Origin of the sequence: Nocardiopsis salina YIM 90010 (genome assembly GCF_000341025.1) — a bacterium.
Lineage (GTDB): Bacteria > Actinomycetota > Actinomycetes > Streptosporangiales > Streptosporangiaceae > Nocardiopsis > Nocardiopsis salina.
Genome location: NZ_ANBF01000156.1, coordinates 1 through 18,647, shown reverse-complemented (window position 1 = coordinate 18,647; position 18,647 = coordinate 1). Strand labels below are relative to the sequence as shown.

The following is an 18,647-nucleotide window of genomic DNA, read 5'->3' as shown; positions in this document are numbered from 1 at the left end:
CGCTGCCGCCGTGGGGGTACTACGGGCTCGCGACCCCGGTGGACTCGGTGGAATCCGGGGTGGTCGAGCTGGACCCGCACCACGTCAGCATCGCCGCCCTCGGCGTGGTCGGCGGTGCCCTGTTCCTGGCCGTCACCCGCCTGCTCGACCGCCGGGAGGCCTGACCATGGGAGCCGTACGAGCCGAGTTGCTCAAACTGAAGCGTTCCCTGAGCTGGACCGTGGTGGCGGCGCTCCCGCTCATGGCCGTGCTCGCCGGGGTGGTCAACACGCTCGTCTGCGGGGCGGCCCTGGACGAGGGCTGGCACACCCTGTGGCTGCGCACCGTGGTCGTGTACGGCCTGTTCCCCCTGGCCGCCGGGGTGGCCGTCCTCGCGTCGCTGTTGTGGCGGGTCGAGCACCAGGGAGGGAACTGGAACGCGTTGATGGGCCGACCCACCTCCGCCCTGGCCGTGGTCTCCGCCAAGGTCGTGGTCCTGGCGGTCCTGGCGGCGCTCATGCAGGCCGTGCTGGTCGCGGGCGTGTCCGTGGCGGGCACGGCGGTCTTCGGGCTCCCCGGGGCCCTGCCGCCCCGGTACCTGCTGGTGAGCGCGGTGATCGTCGCGGCCTGCCTGCCGGCCGCGGCCCTGCAGTCGGCCCTGTCGATGCTCATGCGTTCCTTCGCGGCGCCCGTCGTCGTGGCTGTCGTGGGTTCGACCGCCGGGACGCTGCTGGTTCTGATCGGCCACGGAACCCTCTCGACCGTCATGCCCTACGCGCTGCTCACCCGCGCCACCCAGCTGGGGACCGGCGTCTTCGGTGACGACGGGACCGTCACAGGGGAAGGCGCGGCGCTCGTGGTGGCCGCAGCCTCGGCGCTCACCGCGGCGGTGGTCGCGGGTAGCGCGGCCCTGCTGAACCGGCGGGACGTGCACTGACGCCCGGGAAAGCCGACTCGGCCCGGGACGGACGGGCTCAACCCGGTCCCTCCGTCCCGACCAGCCCCGACTCGTACGCCAGCACCACCGCCTGCACCCGGTCGCGCAGGTCGAGCTTGGTCAGGATCCGGCGCACGTGCGTCTTGACCGTCGTCGCCGAGACGTACAGGGACCCGGCGATCTCGGTGTTGGACCACCCCCGGGCCATCAGCAGCAGCACCTCGTGTTCCCGCGGAGTCAGGGCCTCGAGCCGGACCTCCGGCGCAGTGGCCCGGGACGGGCCGTCCTCCGACGGGAAGTGGCGGGCGAACCGGTCCAGGAGCCTGCGGGTGGCACTCGGGGCGACCACGGCGTCACCGGAGTGCACCGCGCGGATCGCCGACAGCAGGTCGCCCGCGGGTGCGTCCTTGAGGAAGAACCCGCCGGCCCCGGCCCGCAGCGCCGCGTACACGTACTCGTCGAGGTCGAACGTGGTCAGGATCAGTACCCGGGGAGCGTCCCGGCCTGCACGGATGCGTCGGGTGGCCTCGACCCCGTCCATCCGCGGCATGCGCACGTCGAGCACGACCACGTCGGCCTCCACGGACTCGAGCAGCTCCAACGCACGGACCCCGTCGCCTGCCTCAGCGACGACCTGCATGTCCGGCTGAGAGTCGAGGACCATGTGGAACCCGGTCCGCACGAGTTCCTGGTCGTCGACGAGCACGACGCGGACGGGGGACCCGGGCTGCTCGGAGGGCGGACCTCCGGGTTCGTGCACGGTGTCCACGGCTGCTCTCCCCTCTTCCTGCCACGTGCGTCCTGTCCGCCGGTTCGGCGACGACCCCGGGACGGTGGCCTGCGATCCCCCGGCCCACGCTCACAACGGCAGGGTCGCCACGACCTCGAAGCCGCCGCCGGCACCGGGGGACGCCCGCAGCGACCCTCCGTGCACCGACACCCGTTCCCGCATCCCGATCAGGCCCTGGCCGCGGCCGTCACCCGAGGGATGCACGGAGACACCGGCTCCCGACGGGCCGCCCGCCCCGTCGTCGCGGACCCTCAGCGTCAGCTCCCGCGCACCGTACTCCACCTCCACCCGCACCCGGCCCGCCGCGGGGCCGGCGTGCTTGAGCGCGTTGGTCAGGGCCTCCTGCACCACCCGGAACGCCGCCAGCTCCACGCCCGTCGGCAACGGACGCTCCTCGCCCACGACGGTGAACTCCACCGGCAACCCGGCCGCGCGCACCTGCTCGGCCACCAGGTCCAACCCGCCGATACCGGACCGGGGCGCGTACGCCTCGCGGTCCTGCCCATCACCCGCTCCGGCCCCCTCCCTCGACTCGGCCCCGGAACCGCGGAGAGCACCCAGAATCCCCCTGACCTCGGACAGAGCCGACCTTCCGGTTTCCGCCACGGTCTGCATGGCGCTCCTGGCCCGCCCCGGATCCTGCTCGACCGCGTACGTGGCGCCCTCGGCCTGGACCACCATGACGCTGATGTTGTGGGCGACAACGTCGTGCATCTCCCGGGCGATCCGTTCGCGCTCCTCGGCGGCCGCGGCACGGGCCCGGGCGTCGCGCTCGCGTTCGAGCCACCGGTTCTGCTCCTCCAACCCCACGACGAAACTGCGGCGCAGCTTCACGTACAGCCCGGTCACCCAACACAGCAGGATCAGGAACGTGTACGGCGCGAAGACCTCCCAGTCGCCCGGGCCGGCGTAGGGCGAGCGCACCAGGCCCAGCAGCAGCCCGGCCTCGACCACGCCCAGTGCGCCGACCGCCCAGGCGGTGCGGGCACGGGCAGCCACGGTGTACAGGGCGACGAGCACGGCCACGTCGGGCANCGGCCGCGAAGCCCGCCACGGGGAAGCGGCGCCGCACCACCAACGGCAGGAGCAGCGCGACCCCGACGGCCAGGTGCGCGAGGCCGTGCGCGGAAGCGGAGGGGTCGCCGGTGAGCGCTCCGGTGATCGTGCCGCCCGCGTGCAGTAGGAGGAGGGGCGCGACGGTGACCGTGTCGATCAGGGTCTCGTGGCGCCTGGACCAGTTTCGTGCCGTGCCGAACACGCGCGCAGTATAGAACCCCGGGGGAGCAGACCAGGTGAAGGGAGGAACCACGGAGGCCGAGGGGCCGGGGAACGCAGGGATGGGGCCGGGGAGCCGGATTTCCCCCGCCGCTCTGCTGCACCCCGACGGGCACGTGGCCCGGGCCGGTGACGGTCGAGGCGACGGAGCAGGAGACCTGCGTGCGGCGTTGTCCAGGTGGTTCGGGGAGGCCTCCGCGTGAGGCGGTCGGTTGGAGCACGCAGATCCCCCTGAAACCGGCGGAACCCCGTGCATTAGAGTGAGGCCTCGACAACCGACATCATCCCTGTCGTCGACGTCGCAGTGTTCGGGAAGTCCGGTGTGAGTCCGGTGCGGTCCTCGCCACTGTGACCGGGGTGCGCCTCTCATCTGCCACTGGGTCCGGTGCCCGGGAAGGCGGGAGTGCGCGGGGCCGAAGTCGTGGCCTGCCCCCGGGAGCCAGGAGACCGGCTGCGCACGTCCGCGTCATCGAACCACGAAGGATGGTTCCTCGATGAAGCCCAGTGACGCGTGGGCGGCCCTTCGGCCTGCCCTCGACCCTGCGCGCATGCCCGGCCTGCTGTCCGATCTGCCCGGTTCGGGAGGCCGCTCGGGCAAGGCCCGTACGGCCCTGCGTCCGGCCGCGCTCCCTGCTGCGGCCCTGGCCCTGGTGCTCACCGTGACCGCGTGCGGTGGCGGCGCCGACGAAGGGGCGGCCGGCCCCGAGGCCGCGGACGAGACCATCACCAACTGCGACGTCGAGGTTCCGGCCGACGATCCGCCGGAGCGGGTCTTTGCCGCTTACCAGCCCGCGATCGAGATGGCGCACGCCCTGGGCATCAGTGACCGGCTGGTCGGGACGGCCTTCCTCGACGCGCGGGTCCCGGAGGAGTACGCCGATGTCCAGGCGGAACAGGAGTACTACGAGAACCTCCCCAGTCGGGAGGAGCTGCTCAGCCACGACCCCGACTTCGTGCTGTCCGGGTTCAACGGGGCCTTCACCGACGAGAGCTTCGGTACGCGTGCCTCCCTGAGCGAGCTCGGTATCGAGAGCTGGATGCCGTCCCCGCTGTGTCCGAGCGAGGACGGGCAGTCCGACGAGACCATCGACCCGTCCACGGTCACGATGGAGCACATCTACGACGACCTGCGGGACCTCGGCATGCTCTTCGAGGCCGGGGACCGTGCCGAGGAGGTCGTCGCCGACATGGAGACCACCGTCGAAGGGGTCACCGACACCCTGGAGGACGAGTTCGGTGCGCTCGACGAGATGGACGAGGACGACCGGCCCACCGTGATGGTCGCCAGCCCCGACGACGAGGGTTTCGGGGTTGCGGGAGGGCCCGACTTCGCCACCGAGATCATCGATCTGGCCGGCGGGGGCAACGCCTTCGAGGATCTCGACGACGGCCGCAACCACCCCGTCTCCACCGAGGACGTCATCGAACGCGACCCGGACTTCATCCTCGTCGAGGTCTGCTGCGACGCGGAGATGACCGCCGCCGACGCCTCACCCCAGGTCGAGGAGATCCTGGACGACCCGGTGCTTGCCAACGTCACCGCGGTCGAGGAGGACCAGGTCGCGGAGTTCACCTTCGCCGACCGCTCGGCCGGCCCACGCAGCGCGTCGGCGGTCGAGACGGTCGCCGAGACCATCCACCCCGACCTCTTCGCGTAGGGGACGGGGATGGCCGAGCGCACGGCCGACCTCACGGCCGACCGCCACGGAACCCGACCTGACCGGTCCGCACCGCCCCCCGCCCGCACTCGCACGACGCGCGCGGGCGGGCCGGGCCTGCTCGGCAGCACCGCCGCCCGCAGCCTCGGACTGGTGGTGGCCCTGGTGTTCCTGGCCGGCGTGGCAGTGGCCTCCGTGCTCATCGGATACCAGCGGTTCACCCTGGAGGAGGCCCATCTCGCGTACGCGGGCTACACCGGCTCCGACACCGATCTGGTGATCCGCCACCTGAGGGTCCCGCGTACCCTCGCCGGCCTCCTCGTCGGGGCTGCTCTCGGCGTCGCAGGGGTCCTCGTCCAGGGGGTCACGCGCAACCCGCTCGGCGACCCGGGGCTGCTCGGTATCAACGCCGGCGCCGCCCTGGCCGCGGTCCTGGCCATCTCGGTGTTCGGTGCCACCGCACTGATCAGTTACGTCGGGTTCGCTTTCCTGGGCGCGGCGCTCGCTGCCTGTGTCGTCTACACCGTGGGCTCCATGGGGCCGGACGGCTCCAGCCCGGTCAAGCTCGCCCTCGCCGGCGCTGCGATCTCGGCGCTGCTCGGATCCCTGACCTCGGCGATCGTCCTGCAGGACCGCGCGACCCTCGACGAGTACCGGTTCTGGGTCGTGGGTTCCCTCGTCGGTGCGGACAGCACCTCGGTCCCTCAGGCAGTGCCGTTCCTGGTGGCCGGCCTGGTGCTCGCTCTGGCGCTGGTGCGCCCGCTGAACGTGGTCGCACTCGGTGACGACCTGGCGCGTTCCCTGGGCACCCGGGTGTGGCTCGTGCGTGCGGGCAGTGCCGTGGCGGTGGTGTTGCTCGCCGGGACCGCGACCGCGCTGGCCGGGCCCATCGGGTTCGTGGGCGTGGCCGTCCCGCACATCGCGCGGGTGCTCGTCGGCCCGGACCACCGGTGGTTGCTGCCGTGGTCGGCGGTCCTGGCGCCGTTGTTGCTGTTGGTCGCCGACATCGTGGGCCGCCTCGTGGTGCGCCCGGAGGAACTGCAGGTCGGGATCGTCACCGCGCTCATCGGTGCGCCGTTCTTCATCCTGCTCGTGCGACGGAGGAAGGTGGCTGGGCTGTGACCGGCCGACCGGAAACACTGGACGGGACGGCCGGACCACCCACACGGATCCTCGGGCCAACGACGCGGGTGGTGCGGGCCGGGCCACTGTCGCTGCGCGTGTACGCGCCGTCGGTCCTGCTCGGGACGGTCTTGAGCGCGCTGGCCGCAGGCATGGCCGTGCTGTCCCTGGCGCTCGGGGACTACCCGATGGGCGTCGACCAGGTGCTGGCCGCCCTCACCGGGCGAGCCGACCCGCTGACCACCCACGTCGTCATGGACCTGCGACTCCCGCGGGTGCTCACCGCGCTCGGGGTCGGCGCTGCGCTGGCGATCTCCGGCGGGCTGCTGCAACGACTGGCGCACAACCCGCTCGTGAGCCCGGACATCATCGGCGTCAGTGCCGGGGCCACGGCCGCGGCGGTACTGGTCATCGTCGCCTTCGGCGGCACTGCGGTGACGATCGCGTCCGGGGCGCTCGTGGGTTCGGTGACCACCGCGCTGCTGCTGTACCTGCTCGCGTACCGGCGCGGGGTGTCCGGGCAGCGGTTGGTGCTCGTGGGGATCGCGGTGACGGCGATGCTGGGCGCGGTCACGTCCTACCTGCTCACCCGCGCGGAGATCGGCACCGCCCAGCGCGCGATGGTCTGGATCACAGGGAGCCTGGCCAACCGGGACTGGCCGCACGTGGCGACCATCCTCCTCGCCCTCGCCGTGCTGGCGCCGGTCGCGTTCGCTCTGGCACGCCCGCTCGGTCTGCTGCAACTCGGTGAGGACACTGCGACCGCACTCGGCAACCGCGCTGTGTTGTCACGGGGGGCTCTGCTGTTCACCTCGGCTGCGCTCGCGGCGATGGCGACGGCTGTGGCCGGGCCGGTCGCGTTCGTGGCGCTCGTGGCTCCCCAGATCGTGCGGCGAATGCTGCGGGGCAGGGCTGTCGGGTTGTTCCCGGCGGCCGCGTGCGGCGCATTGCTGGTGGCCGGGGCCGACCTGATCGCCCGGACGGGCTTCGGAGGGAGCGAGCTGCCGGTGGGGGTGGTCACCGGGATCCTGGGTGCGCCGTACCTGCTGTACCTGTTGGCCCGGAGCAACCGGACAGGGCGGGGCGGGTGATCCGCTGTCGAGGGCGCCGGGGAGCGCACGACGAAGCCCCGCGCGGGCGGTTTCGCCTGCGCGGGGCTTCGGAGTCCGAGGGAGGGCCGGTGCGGCGGTCGCCTCTCGGCGCGTGGCACAACACGGTTCCGAGTCCGCCTCTGAGGGCGCGGTATTCCGTGAAGGCTTCGAGTGGAGCCCGGGGGACACTTGCTACCGCACCGACCCTCGCCGCCTGTAACGGTACTGGTCCGGGTGGTATTCCGCGCGCCTCAGATTTTTCTCGCCGCGTCGTGGAGCGGGGACCACGCGGGACTCCGGTGGCCGTCACGGGACACCGGCCCCACCCCCGGCGCGGATGTCGGTAAGCTTGCCGCCACGACCGGTGCCGCCCCCACGCCAGGAGAAGCATGAGCGCCGAACCCTCGCGGACGCCCAGCACTTCGAACTCACTCGCAGGCGACGTCAACGGCAGCCATGTCACCATGGCCGGGACAATGCGGGACGTGCACAACCACTACTACGGGGAACCTCCCGTGCAGCCCCCGTCGCAGCGTCCGATGCTCGTCGCCACCCCGCCGATGGACTTCGTCAACCACGACGAGACCCTGGCCTGGATCCGACGGCACCTGGACCCCGACGGCCCACCCGTCGTGATGGTCTGTTCCGGTCCGCTCGGCATCGGCAAGAGCGCCTTCCTGAGCAGGGCCGCCTACGCCATGGAGAACTACTTCACCGGAGGGCAGCTCACCCACGAGTACGTGCGCGGAGCCCAGGAGGACAGCGACGCCGCGCTCCAGCGCTTCCTCCGCGCCCTGGGCGTGCACCAGGACGCGCTTCCCCGCGACCCCCGTTCCTGGGCCGACGAGTACCGCACCCGCACCCGTGACAAACGCATGCTCGTCGTGGTCGAGGGCGCATGGGAGCCGGCCCAGGTCCGCGGTCTCGTCCCCACCGGCCGCGGCAGCCTCGTCCTGGTCTCCGGGGACGGCCCCGACCTCGGAGAACTCAAGCTCCACCCCGGCGCGCGCATGCGCGACCTCGACCCGCTCGCGCGCCCCGATGCCCAAGCCCTGCTCCAGAACCGTGCAGAACGGGATCTCGGCACGGAGGACCCCGAGTCCCTGGACCTGATCACCTACGTCTGCGGCGGGCTCCCGCTCGCGCTGGTACTGGCCGGCGCCCAGCTCCACAAGGAGGGCCCGGGCAGCGCCCAGGCCCTGGCCGCCAAGCTCCGCAGCACCCGGGGCACACTGAAGGCCATCGGCGACGAGAGGACCAACCTCGACGTGCTCTTCCACACCGCCTACCAGGAGCTCTCGTCGGAGGCGGCCGCCCTCTACCGCGCGCTCGCATCGTGGCCCGGGCCGCACTGTGACGCGTCCGTGGTGCGCGCGATCGCCCCGGACAATGCCGCGGCCGAGCTGGTCGAGGCCAACCTCGTGGGTTCCGACAGTGCGGGCTCGCTCCGGTTCCGGCACGACCTCATGCGCACGCACGCGGGCGAACGCGCGCAGGCCGAGGACGGTGCTGACCAGCGTGAACGGACCCTCGTCCGGATGCTCGACGCCTACCTGGTCGTGCTCGGGTCCGCCGAACGGGCCGCACGCGGCGAACGGTTGCGGGTGGTCGACCTCGACGCGCTCCTCGCCGGGTCCGAGGACCCCTTCGACGGTGACCGGGACGCCGCACGCGGGTGGCTGGCGCGCGAACGCCACACGTTGCTCGCGGTGGTCCTGCGCAGCGCCGACCTCGGCCTGAACGACCACGCGTGGATGTTCTCGGAACTGTCCACCTCGCTCTACCTCGACCAGAGGTTCCTGCAGGACTGGCGTTCCTCCGGGGAGGCCGGCGCCGACGCCGCCCGCCTGGCCGGCAATGCGGCGGCCGAGGCCAGACTGGCGTCCCTGGTATCGCGCCCCCTCACCGACCTGGGCCAGGCCGAGTGGGCCGCCGAACGCATCGAGCGCGCCGTGGAGCTGGCCGAGGCCGTCGGGGACGCGCTCCTCAGCGGTTCCGTGTGGGAGTTCTACGGGCGCCACCTGGAAGGCCGCGACCTCCGCGCGGCCATCGACGCCTACGACCGGTCCGTGCGGCACAACGACGCCAGCGACAGCCCGATGGCCGTGCGCGGGTCGGCGCTGTCCGTGCTCTTCCGTGGCACTGCCCGGAGCAGGGCAGGGGAGCACGAAGCGGCGGTTCGCGACATCCGCGACGCACGGGATCGGCTGCTCGGCCTACCCGAGGGGCCGGACCACAGGATGGCCGCCCGCGCCTGTGCTGCGCTCGGAGGAGCCATGGCGGAGGCCGGTGACCTGAACGGGGCCTCGGAGACGCTGCGCACCGCCGAACGCGAGCTCGCCGACGGGAAGTGGCACTACTACCGCGCCGAGGCCTGCGAGCAGCTGGCGGGCGTGCTGGAGCGGCTGGCGCAGCCCGAGGAGGCCCGCACGCGGCTGGAGGAGGCCGAACAGATCTACACGACCGTCGGGAGCCCTCGAGCCCGGGCGATCCAGGACCGGATACGCCACCAGGACGGCTGAGACGAGGCGGGGATCTTGCTACTGGAGCCAATATCGGCGCTGAACTCTGCTCTGGTAGCAAGATCCTCGGGGGTTGGGCTCAACCGGTGTGCAGAGCCTCGATCCGGCACTCCCACGGCTGCTGCCCCGCCACGTCCGCCTTGCACACCCGCGCCGGCTCCCCGTGCGCGCGCACCAGCGTGTACACGACCGCCGCGGCCAGGGGCAGATTCCCCTCCGGAACGCCGCGCACCAGGTAGGAGCGTCCGTCGACCAGAGCCACCAGGGCCCCCTCGTGCACCGACGCGGCCACCGCGTACACACCCTGGTACTGCTCCAGCGCACGCCGGGTCCACGTCTCCTTCGCGACCCCGCACTCGGCCCCGCGCCGCGACGATCGGCACACCACCGAGGCGGAGGTGACCAGCGGGTTCCTGCGCTCGTCCTCGTACGCCGACAGGTGCCGGAACACCCCCGGCCCGGGGTCGGGGTGCTCCCGCGGTGCGGCGGGAAAACGCTCGATCCGTACCTCGTCGGCCGATTCGGAAGCGCTGTGCACCTCGAACGCGGTCGGAACCCGGTTCGACCGCGTCGGGGACGGGTCGGGCAGCAGCAGGTCCGCGGCCCCGGGGTTGTCCACGCGCAGGCCCAGGAGCCCGTAGAACAGGTCGGCGAGCCGGTGCCCGCCCAGGCCCGGGTGGGCGAAGGCCAGGTCGGCCACCTCCGCGTACTGGCCCGGGCGGTGCGCGGAGATCGCCTGTTCGACCTGGGAACGCAGCCCCTGCTTCCCCAGCCACGACGCACGCCGGGCGAGCTCGGCCGCGGCGGTCCCGGGCACCGAGTCCTCGCCCATCGCAGCGAGGAGCACGGGCCGGTCCATCATCGCGCCGTACAGGGTCACGCTGCCGTGGTCACCGATGACGCAGTCGGCCGCGACGAGAGAAGCACCCCACCCGGCCTCCGGCGGGATCAACAGGAGCCCCGCGTCCTGGGCGTCGGCGAGCATGTGCTCCACCTGCCAGGGGCTGTGCGCGAACCACACGTTCGGATGCAGGATCGTCGCCACCCGGTACCCGTCGCGGGGCAGCGCACCCACCAGCGCGTGCGGCAGGCGCGGGCGGGTTCCGATGAGCCCCGTGCCGCCCCAGGTGGAGGTGACCACCACGAGCCGCTGGTCCTCGCCGACCTGCAGGTGGGAACGGTACTCCGCGCGCATGCGGTCGGAACCTGCGATGCGGTCGCGGGTCAGGTCGCCGACGACCTCGGCCCACTCGGCCATGGGGACCCCGGCCTCGCGCAGTTGCTCGCGCTGCGCGGGGTGGGACAGCACGAGGCGGACGTTGGGGAAACCCTGGAACTCCGGCCGCGGCACACCCGACAGCCGGACGTCGTCGGTGCGGTGGTCCGGCACGTACTTCTGGAAACCGATGCCGTGCGGCAGGACGACCACCGGGCAGGAGAACTCGGCGAGGTCGGTGTTCTCCGTGGCGGTCACGACCAGCGCCGGATCGACGTCCAGGCGGTGCTCCCACGGCACCACACACGCGTTGAGGTCGGAGAGCAGGTCCTGGGTGCCGGCGTTGAAGGCAGAGGTGTCGTCGAAGGCGAAGACGACCAGGACACGGGGGTCGCCGCGGAACGTCGCCAGGCTCTCCACGACCTTGGTCGCCGAGGTGAAGGTGCGCGCCACGGCCAGGACGACGGGGCCGTCGAAGGTCCGCCAACGCGACGCGTCGGGTCCGGTGTTGGCGCGTACGTAAGGGGCGACGGCGGAGGCGGCGGTCAACGGTGGTCCCTGTCCTCGGGGCTCATGCCGAACCAGGGTAGTGACCGCGACGGCCTTGGTGGAAACATTGCTCCCCATGCACGCGGGGGCGAATCGGAGATTCCTCCGAGTGCGGCGGTGACAGTTCGGAGATCTCCACATGTGCGGGGGCGGATGACCGCCCCAGGAGGCGGCGAACGCCGGGATCCCCGTGTGTGCCGGGGGTCCTGGAACTCGAGTCATCCCTGGTCAGGGGCTTGACACGTGCTTTAGCGTGTCCCGATGGTTTACACGTCGCCACTCTTCATAGGAGTGCTCGCTCTCTCTGTACTCGTCATAGCCGTCCTTCTGACCCGGGCCTTGTGTAGGGCGGAAGCAGCCGAGGCGGCCGACCGCCGACACGGAGCGCAGAGGCATTCGCCGGGTCGGCCGTACGACAACCGGAACCGAATGCGCGGAACCACCCCGGTGCCGAGGTGGGACCGCACCGACAACGAGCCCCCCGAGAACGACACACGAGCCGGCTCCTGCCGCTGACCCGGCGCCCGGAAACCGGACGATCCGACCCCGCTCGGGTTCCCGCTCCCGTCGTCCCCGCCGCTCGACCGGCGACCCTGCAGGACACGGGCTCAGCACCCCACTCCCCGAAATCCCTCCCGAACCCCCGAGTTCCTCCGGATCCTCCGGACCACCGGCACACAGGCAGACGGCCCTCAACGGCGAGGGCACAGGCACATCGGCGGGGCGGCCGGATCCGTGCCGACGCGGATCAACCGGTCAGGGCCGCCATGAGGTCGTCCCGGTCCCCGGGACCCTCGATCCGCAGCCGCTCCGCCTTCTCCACCAGGTCCCCGTCGAACGCGGAAGTGTCAACGATCACACTCGCGACCGAACCGTCCGCGACCCGCGCCCGGATCTCGTCGGCCGCGCCGCCCGGACGCTGCACGGTCAGCATCCCGTCCTCGGGCCATTCCGCGCTGTCCGGACGGCTGGGGCTGTCCGGACGGCCCCAGCCGTCCGGACGCGTCACCGCCGATGCCTCGTCCAACGGCGCACACCGCACGTCGTGGAAGTCGCATTCCTGGTGCAGGTCACGGTCGACCCAGCTCACCACGTGCACCGCCGGAACATCATGATCGCCCGGGCCGCCGGGGTCGTCCTGGACCACGGAGCCACTCGGGCCGCCGGTCTCGTCCGGCGTGTCCGTCCCGTCCGACTGCTCGTAGGTCAACCGCAGCCCGTGGTGAACCCGGTACGCGCTGGTCAGCTCCCACCGCGGGTGCTCCAGGACCGCGATCGAGTCGCCGAACGAGGCGATCTGCTCCTGCGAATGGGTGTTCGCCGCGTGCGACAGCGCCCGCTCGGAGGCCGTGGGCAACAACAGGAACAGCACACCCGCCACCGCCACCGCGGGCGCCGTGCCCGGGTACCGCCACCGGCGCGGGAGGGGGTGTGGCACCGCGCACGCCCCCAACGCCAGGGCACAGATCAACGCCGCCAGGGCCGCAGTGAACACCGGGGGTTCGTAAGGGAACGGGGCCAGCACCTCGGTGAAGACGGGGACGGTCACCGACACCGCCGTCACCAGTCCGGCACACGACGCCTGGTGGTTGACCCCCGCCGCGCGCAGCAGTCGGGAGGCTGCCCAGAACATGCCGAGAATGGCCCCGACCACAGCAGGGGCCAGCAACAGGACACCCACCGTGGCACTGTCCACGGGCAGGGAGCGGAACGCGGCCCAGACCCCGCTCGGAAACAACGACATCAGCGGGGCACCCACAAGACACAGGGCGGTGAGCGCGGCGATCGCGACGGCCCGTGGACGGTCCGAGGGCGTGCGTGGCAGTACGCCTTCCATCAGAACCCGAATCATCCTCGTGTTTCGAGGAGACGTTACGCCTGATCAGAGCCGGATTCCAGGTGCAAAACCCTGAAGGGGCGCGGGTTCGGGACGACCGGAGCACACGTTCCGGACAAAGCGTTTCGGGCCGACCGGGTGTGCAGGCCCGGCCGATCGGCGTCCGATGTCCGGCGCGGGACGGCCTCGACGCCCGGTATCGGAGACCCGGGCCGGACACCCGACGGCCCGACGGCCTCAGCCGAGCAGGTTCCGGAACGGCTTGCGGAACAGCGAGATGTGCCGCCACCCCGGGTCCAGCTCCGTGCGCAGCTTGATCTCTCCGTCGGGCCAGTCCATGAGCGCGTTCTCGAACTGCGGCAGCACCCCGGAGTCCGGGTCCAGGTAGTACAGGTATTGGCGCTTGCCGCCGTCCGTGCGGCGCCCGAACAGCGCACCGTTCTCCTCGAGCAGCGACTCCAGCGTCGACTCCAACGACGCCAGCGCTTCCTCGGACCGGCCGGCGGGCTGCTTGTCCTCGTCGGTCTCGGTGAAGGGGACGATGACGTGCGTGGCCAGCGTCAACGCCGGGAACGTGCGCCGGTGCAGCGGGTGGCGCAGCAGGATCTCTCCGCCGCCGACCAGCGGGAGCTTGTAGGTTCCGCGCACCCATCCGTCCTGGCCGCCGAGCATGTCGCCCATCTGCTTGACGACCGCCGGCAGGTTGGCCGGGGTGATCGGGTCGATGGGCTTCTCCTCGAGCGCGGAGACCCGGCCGATCCACAGAACGTGTTCGTCCTCGCCCAGCGCGAGGAGCGTCACATGGTCGGCGATCCCCGCACGGCTCTCCTCCGACAGGAACATGTTGTCGGGGTGGTAGACGCCCACGTCGATCTTGGACGTGCCCGGGTTCACACGCACCGACAGCAGCACGTGGGACAGGTCGAGCTCGTGGTCGTCCCAGCGCACCGAGCCGGACAGCTGGTCCAGGTCGGCGGGGCGGACCGGGCGGAACACCCACCGGTCGTCGTCGGGGGCGGACCGGGCCCAGCGCTCGGACTGCACACGCGCGTCGTCGGAGCTGCCCGGGCGCAGCGTCATGGCGTACTCCGGGGCCGACGTCAGGTGCGAGGGGTCGTCCATCGCGGCGAGCTGCTGCAGGAGCTTCTCGGGGTCCACGTCGGGAGACAGGTCCAGTTCCTCGGCGCTGCCCGTGGAGCGCGGCGCGGGGCCGACCTCCCAGTCGAGATCCGGGTGGATCCTGCGCACCAGGGCGGTGACGCGGTCGGAGACCTCCGAGGGAGCCGGCTGGTCGTTGGCGACGGCGTCGGCCAGGGCGGGGCGGACCTCGGGCCAGGCCTCCCAGAACTCGCTGGTGGCGGAGGTGGTGTCTGCGTTGCTGGGGTCGGCAGGGCGACGGCGACGGAACAGAGCCATGTCCACGATTTTCGCAGAACCCCGTGACCACCCTGGCCGACCCCCGCGGATCGGTGCGGGTGTGTGCCGGTGTGCGGGGGGCGGGACCGGCGGTTCCACGGGGGTCCCGCGTGCTCGTGCGGGTTCAGGAAGGGCCGGGGCGTTGGGTGTGTGGGGCCGGCGTACATGCGTGGCCGCCCCCGGGATCGGCGCTCCGGGCTTCCGTGGTCGGGGACGTGCCCGGGCGCATACGCTGGGGGCACTATGACTTTGCGTGTACTGGCCGCCATGTCCGGCGGGGTCGATTCCGCGGTCGCCGCTGCCCGTGTGGCCGAGGCGGGCTACGACGTCACCGGCGTTCACCTGGCGCTCTCGAAGAACCCGCAGTCCTACCGCACCGGCGCGCGGGGCTGTTGCACGGTCGAGGACTCCCACGACGCCAGGCGGGCCGCCGACGTCATCGGGATCCCGTACTACGTGTGGGACATGTCCGAGGAGTTCGACCGCGAGGTGGTCCAGGACTTCGTCGCCGAGTACGAGGCCGGCAACACACCCAACCCGTGCCTGCGCTGCAACGAGAAGATCAAGTTCGAGGCGGTGCTCGACCGGGCGATCGCGCTGGGCTTCGACCTCGTGGTCACCGGGCACCACGTGCGCAAGGTCGACGGGCGGCTGGTGCGCAGCGTCGACGAGGGCAAGGACCAGTCGTACGTGCTCGGGGTGCTGACCGCGGAGCAGTTGGAGCACGCGATGTTCCCGCTCGGCGACTGCACCAAGGACGAGGTGCGCGCGGAGGCCGAGCGGCGCGGTCTGTCGGTGGCGGACAAGCCGGACAGCCACGACATCTGCTTCATCGCCGACGGTGACACGAAGGGTTTCCTGAACGACCGGATCGGTGCCAGGCCCGGACCGATCCAGGACGAGGACGGCAACGTGCTCGGGACCCACGACGGCGCGCACACCTTCACGGTTGGGCAGCGCAAGGGCCTGGGGCTGGGGGGCGCACCCGATCCGCGGTACGTGCTCTCGATCGAGCCCGTGGAGAACACCGTGACCGTGGGTCCGCGGGAGTCGCTCCGGGTGGACGAGATCACGGGTGTACGGCCGGTGTGGAGCGGGAGTGGCCCGCTGACTGAGCCGACCGAGTGCCACGTGCAGCTGCGGGCGCACGGCGAGGTGTACCCGGCGCGCGTGTGGCAGCGCGAGTCCGGTGCCGGTTCGGACGCCGAGGGCGGGCCCGAGCTGGTCGTGCATCTCGCGGAGCCCGCGAAGGGTGTGGCGTCCGGGCAGGCGGTCGTGGTCTACGACGGTGACACGGTGCTGGGGTCGGCGACGATCTCGGGTACCGCGCGGTCGGACCGGGCGGAGGACGCCCAGCACGCGGAGCGGGTGTGACCCGCTGCCCGCTGCGCGCAAGCGGTGCGTGCGGGGTGCCCGATCGGCGTGGAGATCGCCGGCGTGCCCTCAGGGGTGGTGCGGGGCATACACCCCTGTACGCAGGGGCAAAACGGGCAATGTAGGGCAGATAACCCTCGATTTCTCTCACCAAGGGCTTGCCGTGGTTAGGTAAGGCAATGCAAAGTTGGGAGGGTCAAGGATAGAGGTGCCGATATGCCGCAGTTCGCTTTCCTGGAGGGCCAGCCCTTCTGGATCGTCTACGCCACCCTCCTGGTGGTGATCCTGCTCAGGGCACCCGCGACCTACTGGATCGGCCGCGGGCTCGGCGCCGGAGTGCTCCGCAGCCGCATGGGCGAACGTCTCGGCCCCCGCCTCGACCAGGCCAAGGAACGCATCGACCGCTACGGCGCGCCCGTCGTGACGCTCAGCTTCTTCACCGTCGGCATGCAGACCGCCATCAACTTCTCGGCGGGCGTCGTGCGCATGGCCTTCCCACGCTATTTCGCCGCGGTCTTCGTCGGCGGCCTGGCGTGGGCCGGCATCTGGGGCTCCGTCATCTCCGGGGTCGTCGGGGCCTGGCTCGCCCTCTTCCTCGACTCCCCGTGGGCCGCCCTGGGAACGGCAGCGCTCGCCGCCGGGGCCGTGGGCTTCCTCGTGGTCCGTGCCCGCCGCAGGGCCGCCCGGCGCCAGGCCGATGCCGCAGAGGAGGCGGGATCACGCGACGCCCACCAAGGACCCGTCCGTGCCGACGCCGACCCCACGACGGCACCGGGAACCGCGACAGCGGCCCCCGCCGCCCCGCACGTGTGAGAACGGCGGGCCCGAACGCCCCGCGCATGTGCGACACCCCGCGTGGACCGACGCCCTCGTCCCGATTCCCTGACGCCGGCGCCCCCGTGCGGCCCACGCGCAGCTGACGGCAGCACCCCCTCCCGCCCCGAGGGTGCCCGCCCTGCACACGACAGCGCCTAACCTTGGGCAACGTGAGTACGCACGACCACCACCCCTGGCCCGCGACCTCCTGGACCGGAGTGGGCTCCTGGCCGGGCGAGGACCCCGACGAGGCCGCACGCACCATCGTGGGAGAGCTCCCCGACCTCCCCCACCTGCCCGAACTCCCCGAAAGGGGCGTCGGGGCGGACATGATCGGCCGCGCCGCCGGCCTCCTGGTCGACCTGCCCGTCGAGGTCCAGCCCACCGGATGGCGCGTGGCCGACCGCCCGGGCCGCGACCTCTACCGCGCCGGCACGTTCCTCTCCCACGACCTCGACGCGCTCACCGAACACGCGCACGAGTACGCCGGGACCCTCAAGATCCAGGTCGCCGGTGCGTGGACCCTCGCCGCCTCCATGGAACTGCGTTCCGGTCAGCGCTTCGTCTCCGACCCCGGCGCCGTCCGCGATCTCGCCGAGTCCCACCGCGAGGGCGTGCTCGCACACGTGGCCGATGTGCACAAACGCCTCCCCGGCGCCCGCCTGCTCGTGCAGGTGGACGAACCGTCCCTGCCTGCGACCCTCCTCGGAACCCTGCCCACCGCCAGCGGGTACGGCCGCCATCCAGCCGTCGACCGCGTCGTGGTCGAGGGCGCGCTCCGCGACCTGTTCTCCGGTATCGAGGCCCTCGGCGCGATCCCGGCCGCACACTGCTGCGCCCCCGGAGCCCCCATCGACCTGCTGCGCCGCAGCGGTGCCCGAGCGATCGGCCTCGACACCTCCCAGCTCACCCGGGACGACGACGAGATGCTCGGCACCGCTGTCGAGGCCGGGACCGGACTCATGCTCGGCACCGTGCCCCCGACCGGCGACACCCCGGGCGCAGACGCGAGAATGTCCGACCCCGCCGCTACCGTCGACCCTGTACGCGAGCTCTGGAACCGGCTGGGGATCACCCCCGACCTGCTTTCCCGCGCCGTGGCCGTCACCCCCGCGTGCGGCCTGGCCGGTGCCTCGCCCGCGCACGCCCGTGCGGCCCTCACGGCTGCCAGGGACGGAGCACGCGTCCTGCGGGACGAGCCCCGCAGATAGGCCCACGGGGCGCGGGTGCCGTGCTGCAGCGGCGTCCGCGGGGCGGGCTCGCCCGCCGGGGCCGCCCCCGCCCCGGCCGCCGTGGACGCCCGTCCGCGGCCCGGTCCGTACCCGTCAGCAAGCCCCGACCACGTGCCCCCGTCCACCCCAGGCGAGAACCGAAGCAGAAAGGCAGGCCGTGAGCGCGTCCGACCAGAACAGCCCCGTCCCCGACGAGGACCGCGCCCGCCACACCGAGCTGGCCCGTGAGCTGGACGACCACAGCTACCGGTACTACATGGGCCGTCCGATCATCTCCGACGCCGAGTACGACTCGCTGATGGCGGAACTCCAGCGCATCGAGGACCGCTATCCGATCCTCATCACCCAGGACTCCCCGACGCAGAAGGTCGGCGCGCCCGTCAGCGTCGACTTCGCCGAGGTCGAGCACCTGGTACGCATGGAGAGCCTGGGCAACGCCTTCGACGTCGACGAGCTCAACGCCTGGGCCGACCGCGCCTCCGCCGAGGTCCCGGTCGAGTCGTACCTGTGCGAGCTCAAGATCGACGGCCTCGCGGTCGACCTGGTCTACGAGAACGGGCGCCTGGCGCGGGCCGCCACCCGCGGGGACGGACGGGTCGGCGAGGACATCACCCTCAACGTGCGCACCATCGAGGCCGTCCCCGAACGCCTCGACGAGAGCGTGCGCCCGGCCCCCGAGCTGCTGGAGGTGCGCGGCGAGGTCTTCATGAAGGTCGAGGACTTCCACGCCCTCAACGACCGCATCACCGAGACCAAGGAACACCCGCCGTTCGCCAACCCCCGCAACGCCGCCGCCGGCTCCCTGCGTCAGAAGGACCCCCGGGTCACCGCCA

Annotated in this window: 14 protein-coding genes, 2 pseudogenes and 1 riboswitch; of the genes and pseudogenes, 10 read left to right on the top strand and 6 right to left on the bottom strand. The window is 72.1% G+C overall.

Annotated elements, in window-relative coordinates; all coding sequences use genetic code 11:
* The first annotated feature begins 166 nt into the window (after positions 1 to 166).
* A complete protein-coding gene (locus D474_RS0117390) occupies positions 167 to 916 on the top strand; it encodes an ABC transporter permease (RefSeq protein WP_017614811.1) in 750 nt (249 codons plus the stop codon).
* Between the two features lie 37 nt (positions 917 to 953).
* Here the strand turns inward: D474_RS0117390 and D474_RS0117385 are convergent, their stop codons facing one another.
* The 3 genes and pseudogenes from D474_RS0117385 to D474_RS34435 all read right to left on the bottom strand — a co-directional run.
* The gene (locus D474_RS0117385; protein ID WP_017614810.1) at positions 954 to 1,685 is read right to left on the bottom strand and encodes a response regulator; all 732 of its coding nucleotides are present in this window, start codon (positions 1,683 to 1,685) and stop codon (positions 954 to 956) included.
* Between the two features lie 90 nt (positions 1,686 to 1,775).
* Positions 1,776 to 2,732, bottom strand: a complete 957-nt coding sequence (locus tag D474_RS29075; RefSeq protein WP_239647102.1) for a sensor histidine kinase — start codon at positions 2,730 to 2,732, stop codon at positions 1,776 to 1,778.
* A gap of 64 nt (positions 2,733 to 2,796) precedes the next feature.
* A pseudogene (locus D474_RS34435) lies at positions 2,797 to 2,964 on the bottom strand (sensor histidine kinase); the annotation flags it as partial.
* A 79-nt stretch (positions 2,965 to 3,043) separates the two neighbouring features.
* On the opposite strand from D474_RS34435, the gene D474_RS34115 reads away from it, so the two are divergent.
* From D474_RS34115 to D474_RS0117360, 5 genes are all read left to right on the top strand, one after another.
* On the top strand, positions 3,044 to 3,184 hold the full coding sequence (locus tag D474_RS34115; protein WP_338045292.1) for an aromatic-ring hydroxylase C-terminal domain-containing protein: 141 nt from the start codon (positions 3,044 to 3,046) through the stop codon (positions 3,182 to 3,184).
* Between the two features lie 83 nt (positions 3,185 to 3,267).
* Positions 3,268 to 3,451, top strand: a riboswitch (cobalamin riboswitch).
* A gap of 24 nt (positions 3,452 to 3,475) precedes the next feature.
* The gene (locus tag D474_RS0117375) at positions 3,476 to 4,639 is read left to right on the top strand and encodes an ABC transporter substrate-binding protein (protein WP_017614807.1); all 1,164 of its coding nucleotides are present in this window, start codon (positions 3,476 to 3,478) and stop codon (positions 4,637 to 4,639) included.
* A gap of 9 nt (positions 4,640 to 4,648) precedes the next feature.
* On the top strand, positions 4,649 to 5,761 hold the full coding sequence (locus D474_RS0117370; RefSeq protein WP_017614806.1) for a FecCD family ABC transporter permease: 1,113 nt from the start codon (positions 4,649 to 4,651) through the stop codon (positions 5,759 to 5,761).
* On the top strand, positions 5,758 to 6,852 hold the full coding sequence (locus D474_RS0117365; protein WP_083931862.1) for a FecCD family ABC transporter permease: 1,095 nt from the start codon (positions 5,758 to 5,760) through the stop codon (positions 6,850 to 6,852). Before D474_RS0117370 ends, D474_RS0117365 begins: the two co-directional genes overlap by 4 nt.
* Before the next feature lie 389 nt (positions 6,853 to 7,241).
* Positions 7,242 to 9,374 (top strand): hypothetical protein, encoded by a 2,133-nt coding sequence (locus tag D474_RS0117360; RefSeq protein WP_017614804.1) that lies wholly within the window; start codon positions 7,242 to 7,244, stop codon positions 9,372 to 9,374.
* A gap of 79 nt (positions 9,375 to 9,453) precedes the next feature.
* Here the strand turns inward: D474_RS0117360 and D474_RS0117355 are convergent, their stop codons facing one another.
* The 3 genes from D474_RS0117355 to D474_RS0117340 form a co-directional block, all read right to left on the bottom strand.
* Positions 9,454 to 11,139 (bottom strand): hypothetical protein, encoded by a 1,686-nt coding sequence (locus D474_RS0117355; RefSeq protein ID WP_017614803.1) that lies wholly within the window; start codon positions 11,137 to 11,139, stop codon positions 9,454 to 9,456.
* A 748-nt stretch (positions 11,140 to 11,887) separates the two neighbouring features.
* Positions 11,888 to 12,976 (bottom strand): hypothetical protein, encoded by a 1,089-nt coding sequence (locus D474_RS0117345; protein WP_017614802.1) that lies wholly within the window; start codon positions 12,974 to 12,976, stop codon positions 11,888 to 11,890.
* A gap of 237 nt (positions 12,977 to 13,213) precedes the next feature.
* Positions 13,214 to 14,392: a DUF695 domain-containing protein gene (locus tag D474_RS0117340; RefSeq protein ID WP_017614801.1), complete on the bottom strand. Its 1,179-nt coding sequence runs from the start codon at positions 14,390 to 14,392 to the stop codon at positions 13,214 to 13,216.
* Between the two features lie 243 nt (positions 14,393 to 14,635).
* Here D474_RS0117340 and mnmA point away from each other — a divergent pair, with 243 nt between their 5' ends.
* From mnmA to D474_RS29070, 4 genes and pseudogenes are all read left to right on the top strand, one after another.
* Positions 14,636 to 15,766, top strand: coding sequence for a tRNA 2-thiouridine(34) synthase MnmA (gene mnmA / locus D474_RS0117335; RefSeq protein WP_239647101.1), 1,131 nt, complete (start codon positions 14,636 to 14,638; stop codon positions 15,764 to 15,766).
* Positions 15,767 to 15,982: 216 nt separating this feature from the next.
* Entirely contained in the window at positions 15,983 to 16,579 is a 597-nt protein-coding gene (locus D474_RS0117330; protein ID WP_017614799.1) for a DedA family protein, read from the top strand.
* Between the two features lie 164 nt (positions 16,580 to 16,743).
* Positions 16,744 to 17,793 (top strand): methionine synthase, encoded by a 1,050-nt coding sequence (locus tag D474_RS0117325; RefSeq protein ID WP_017614798.1) that lies wholly within the window; start codon positions 16,744 to 16,746, stop codon positions 17,791 to 17,793.
* A 178-nt stretch (positions 17,794 to 17,971) separates the two neighbouring features.
* Positions 17,972 to 18,647 (top strand): annotated as a pseudogene (locus D474_RS29070) (NAD-dependent DNA ligase LigA); the annotation flags it as partial.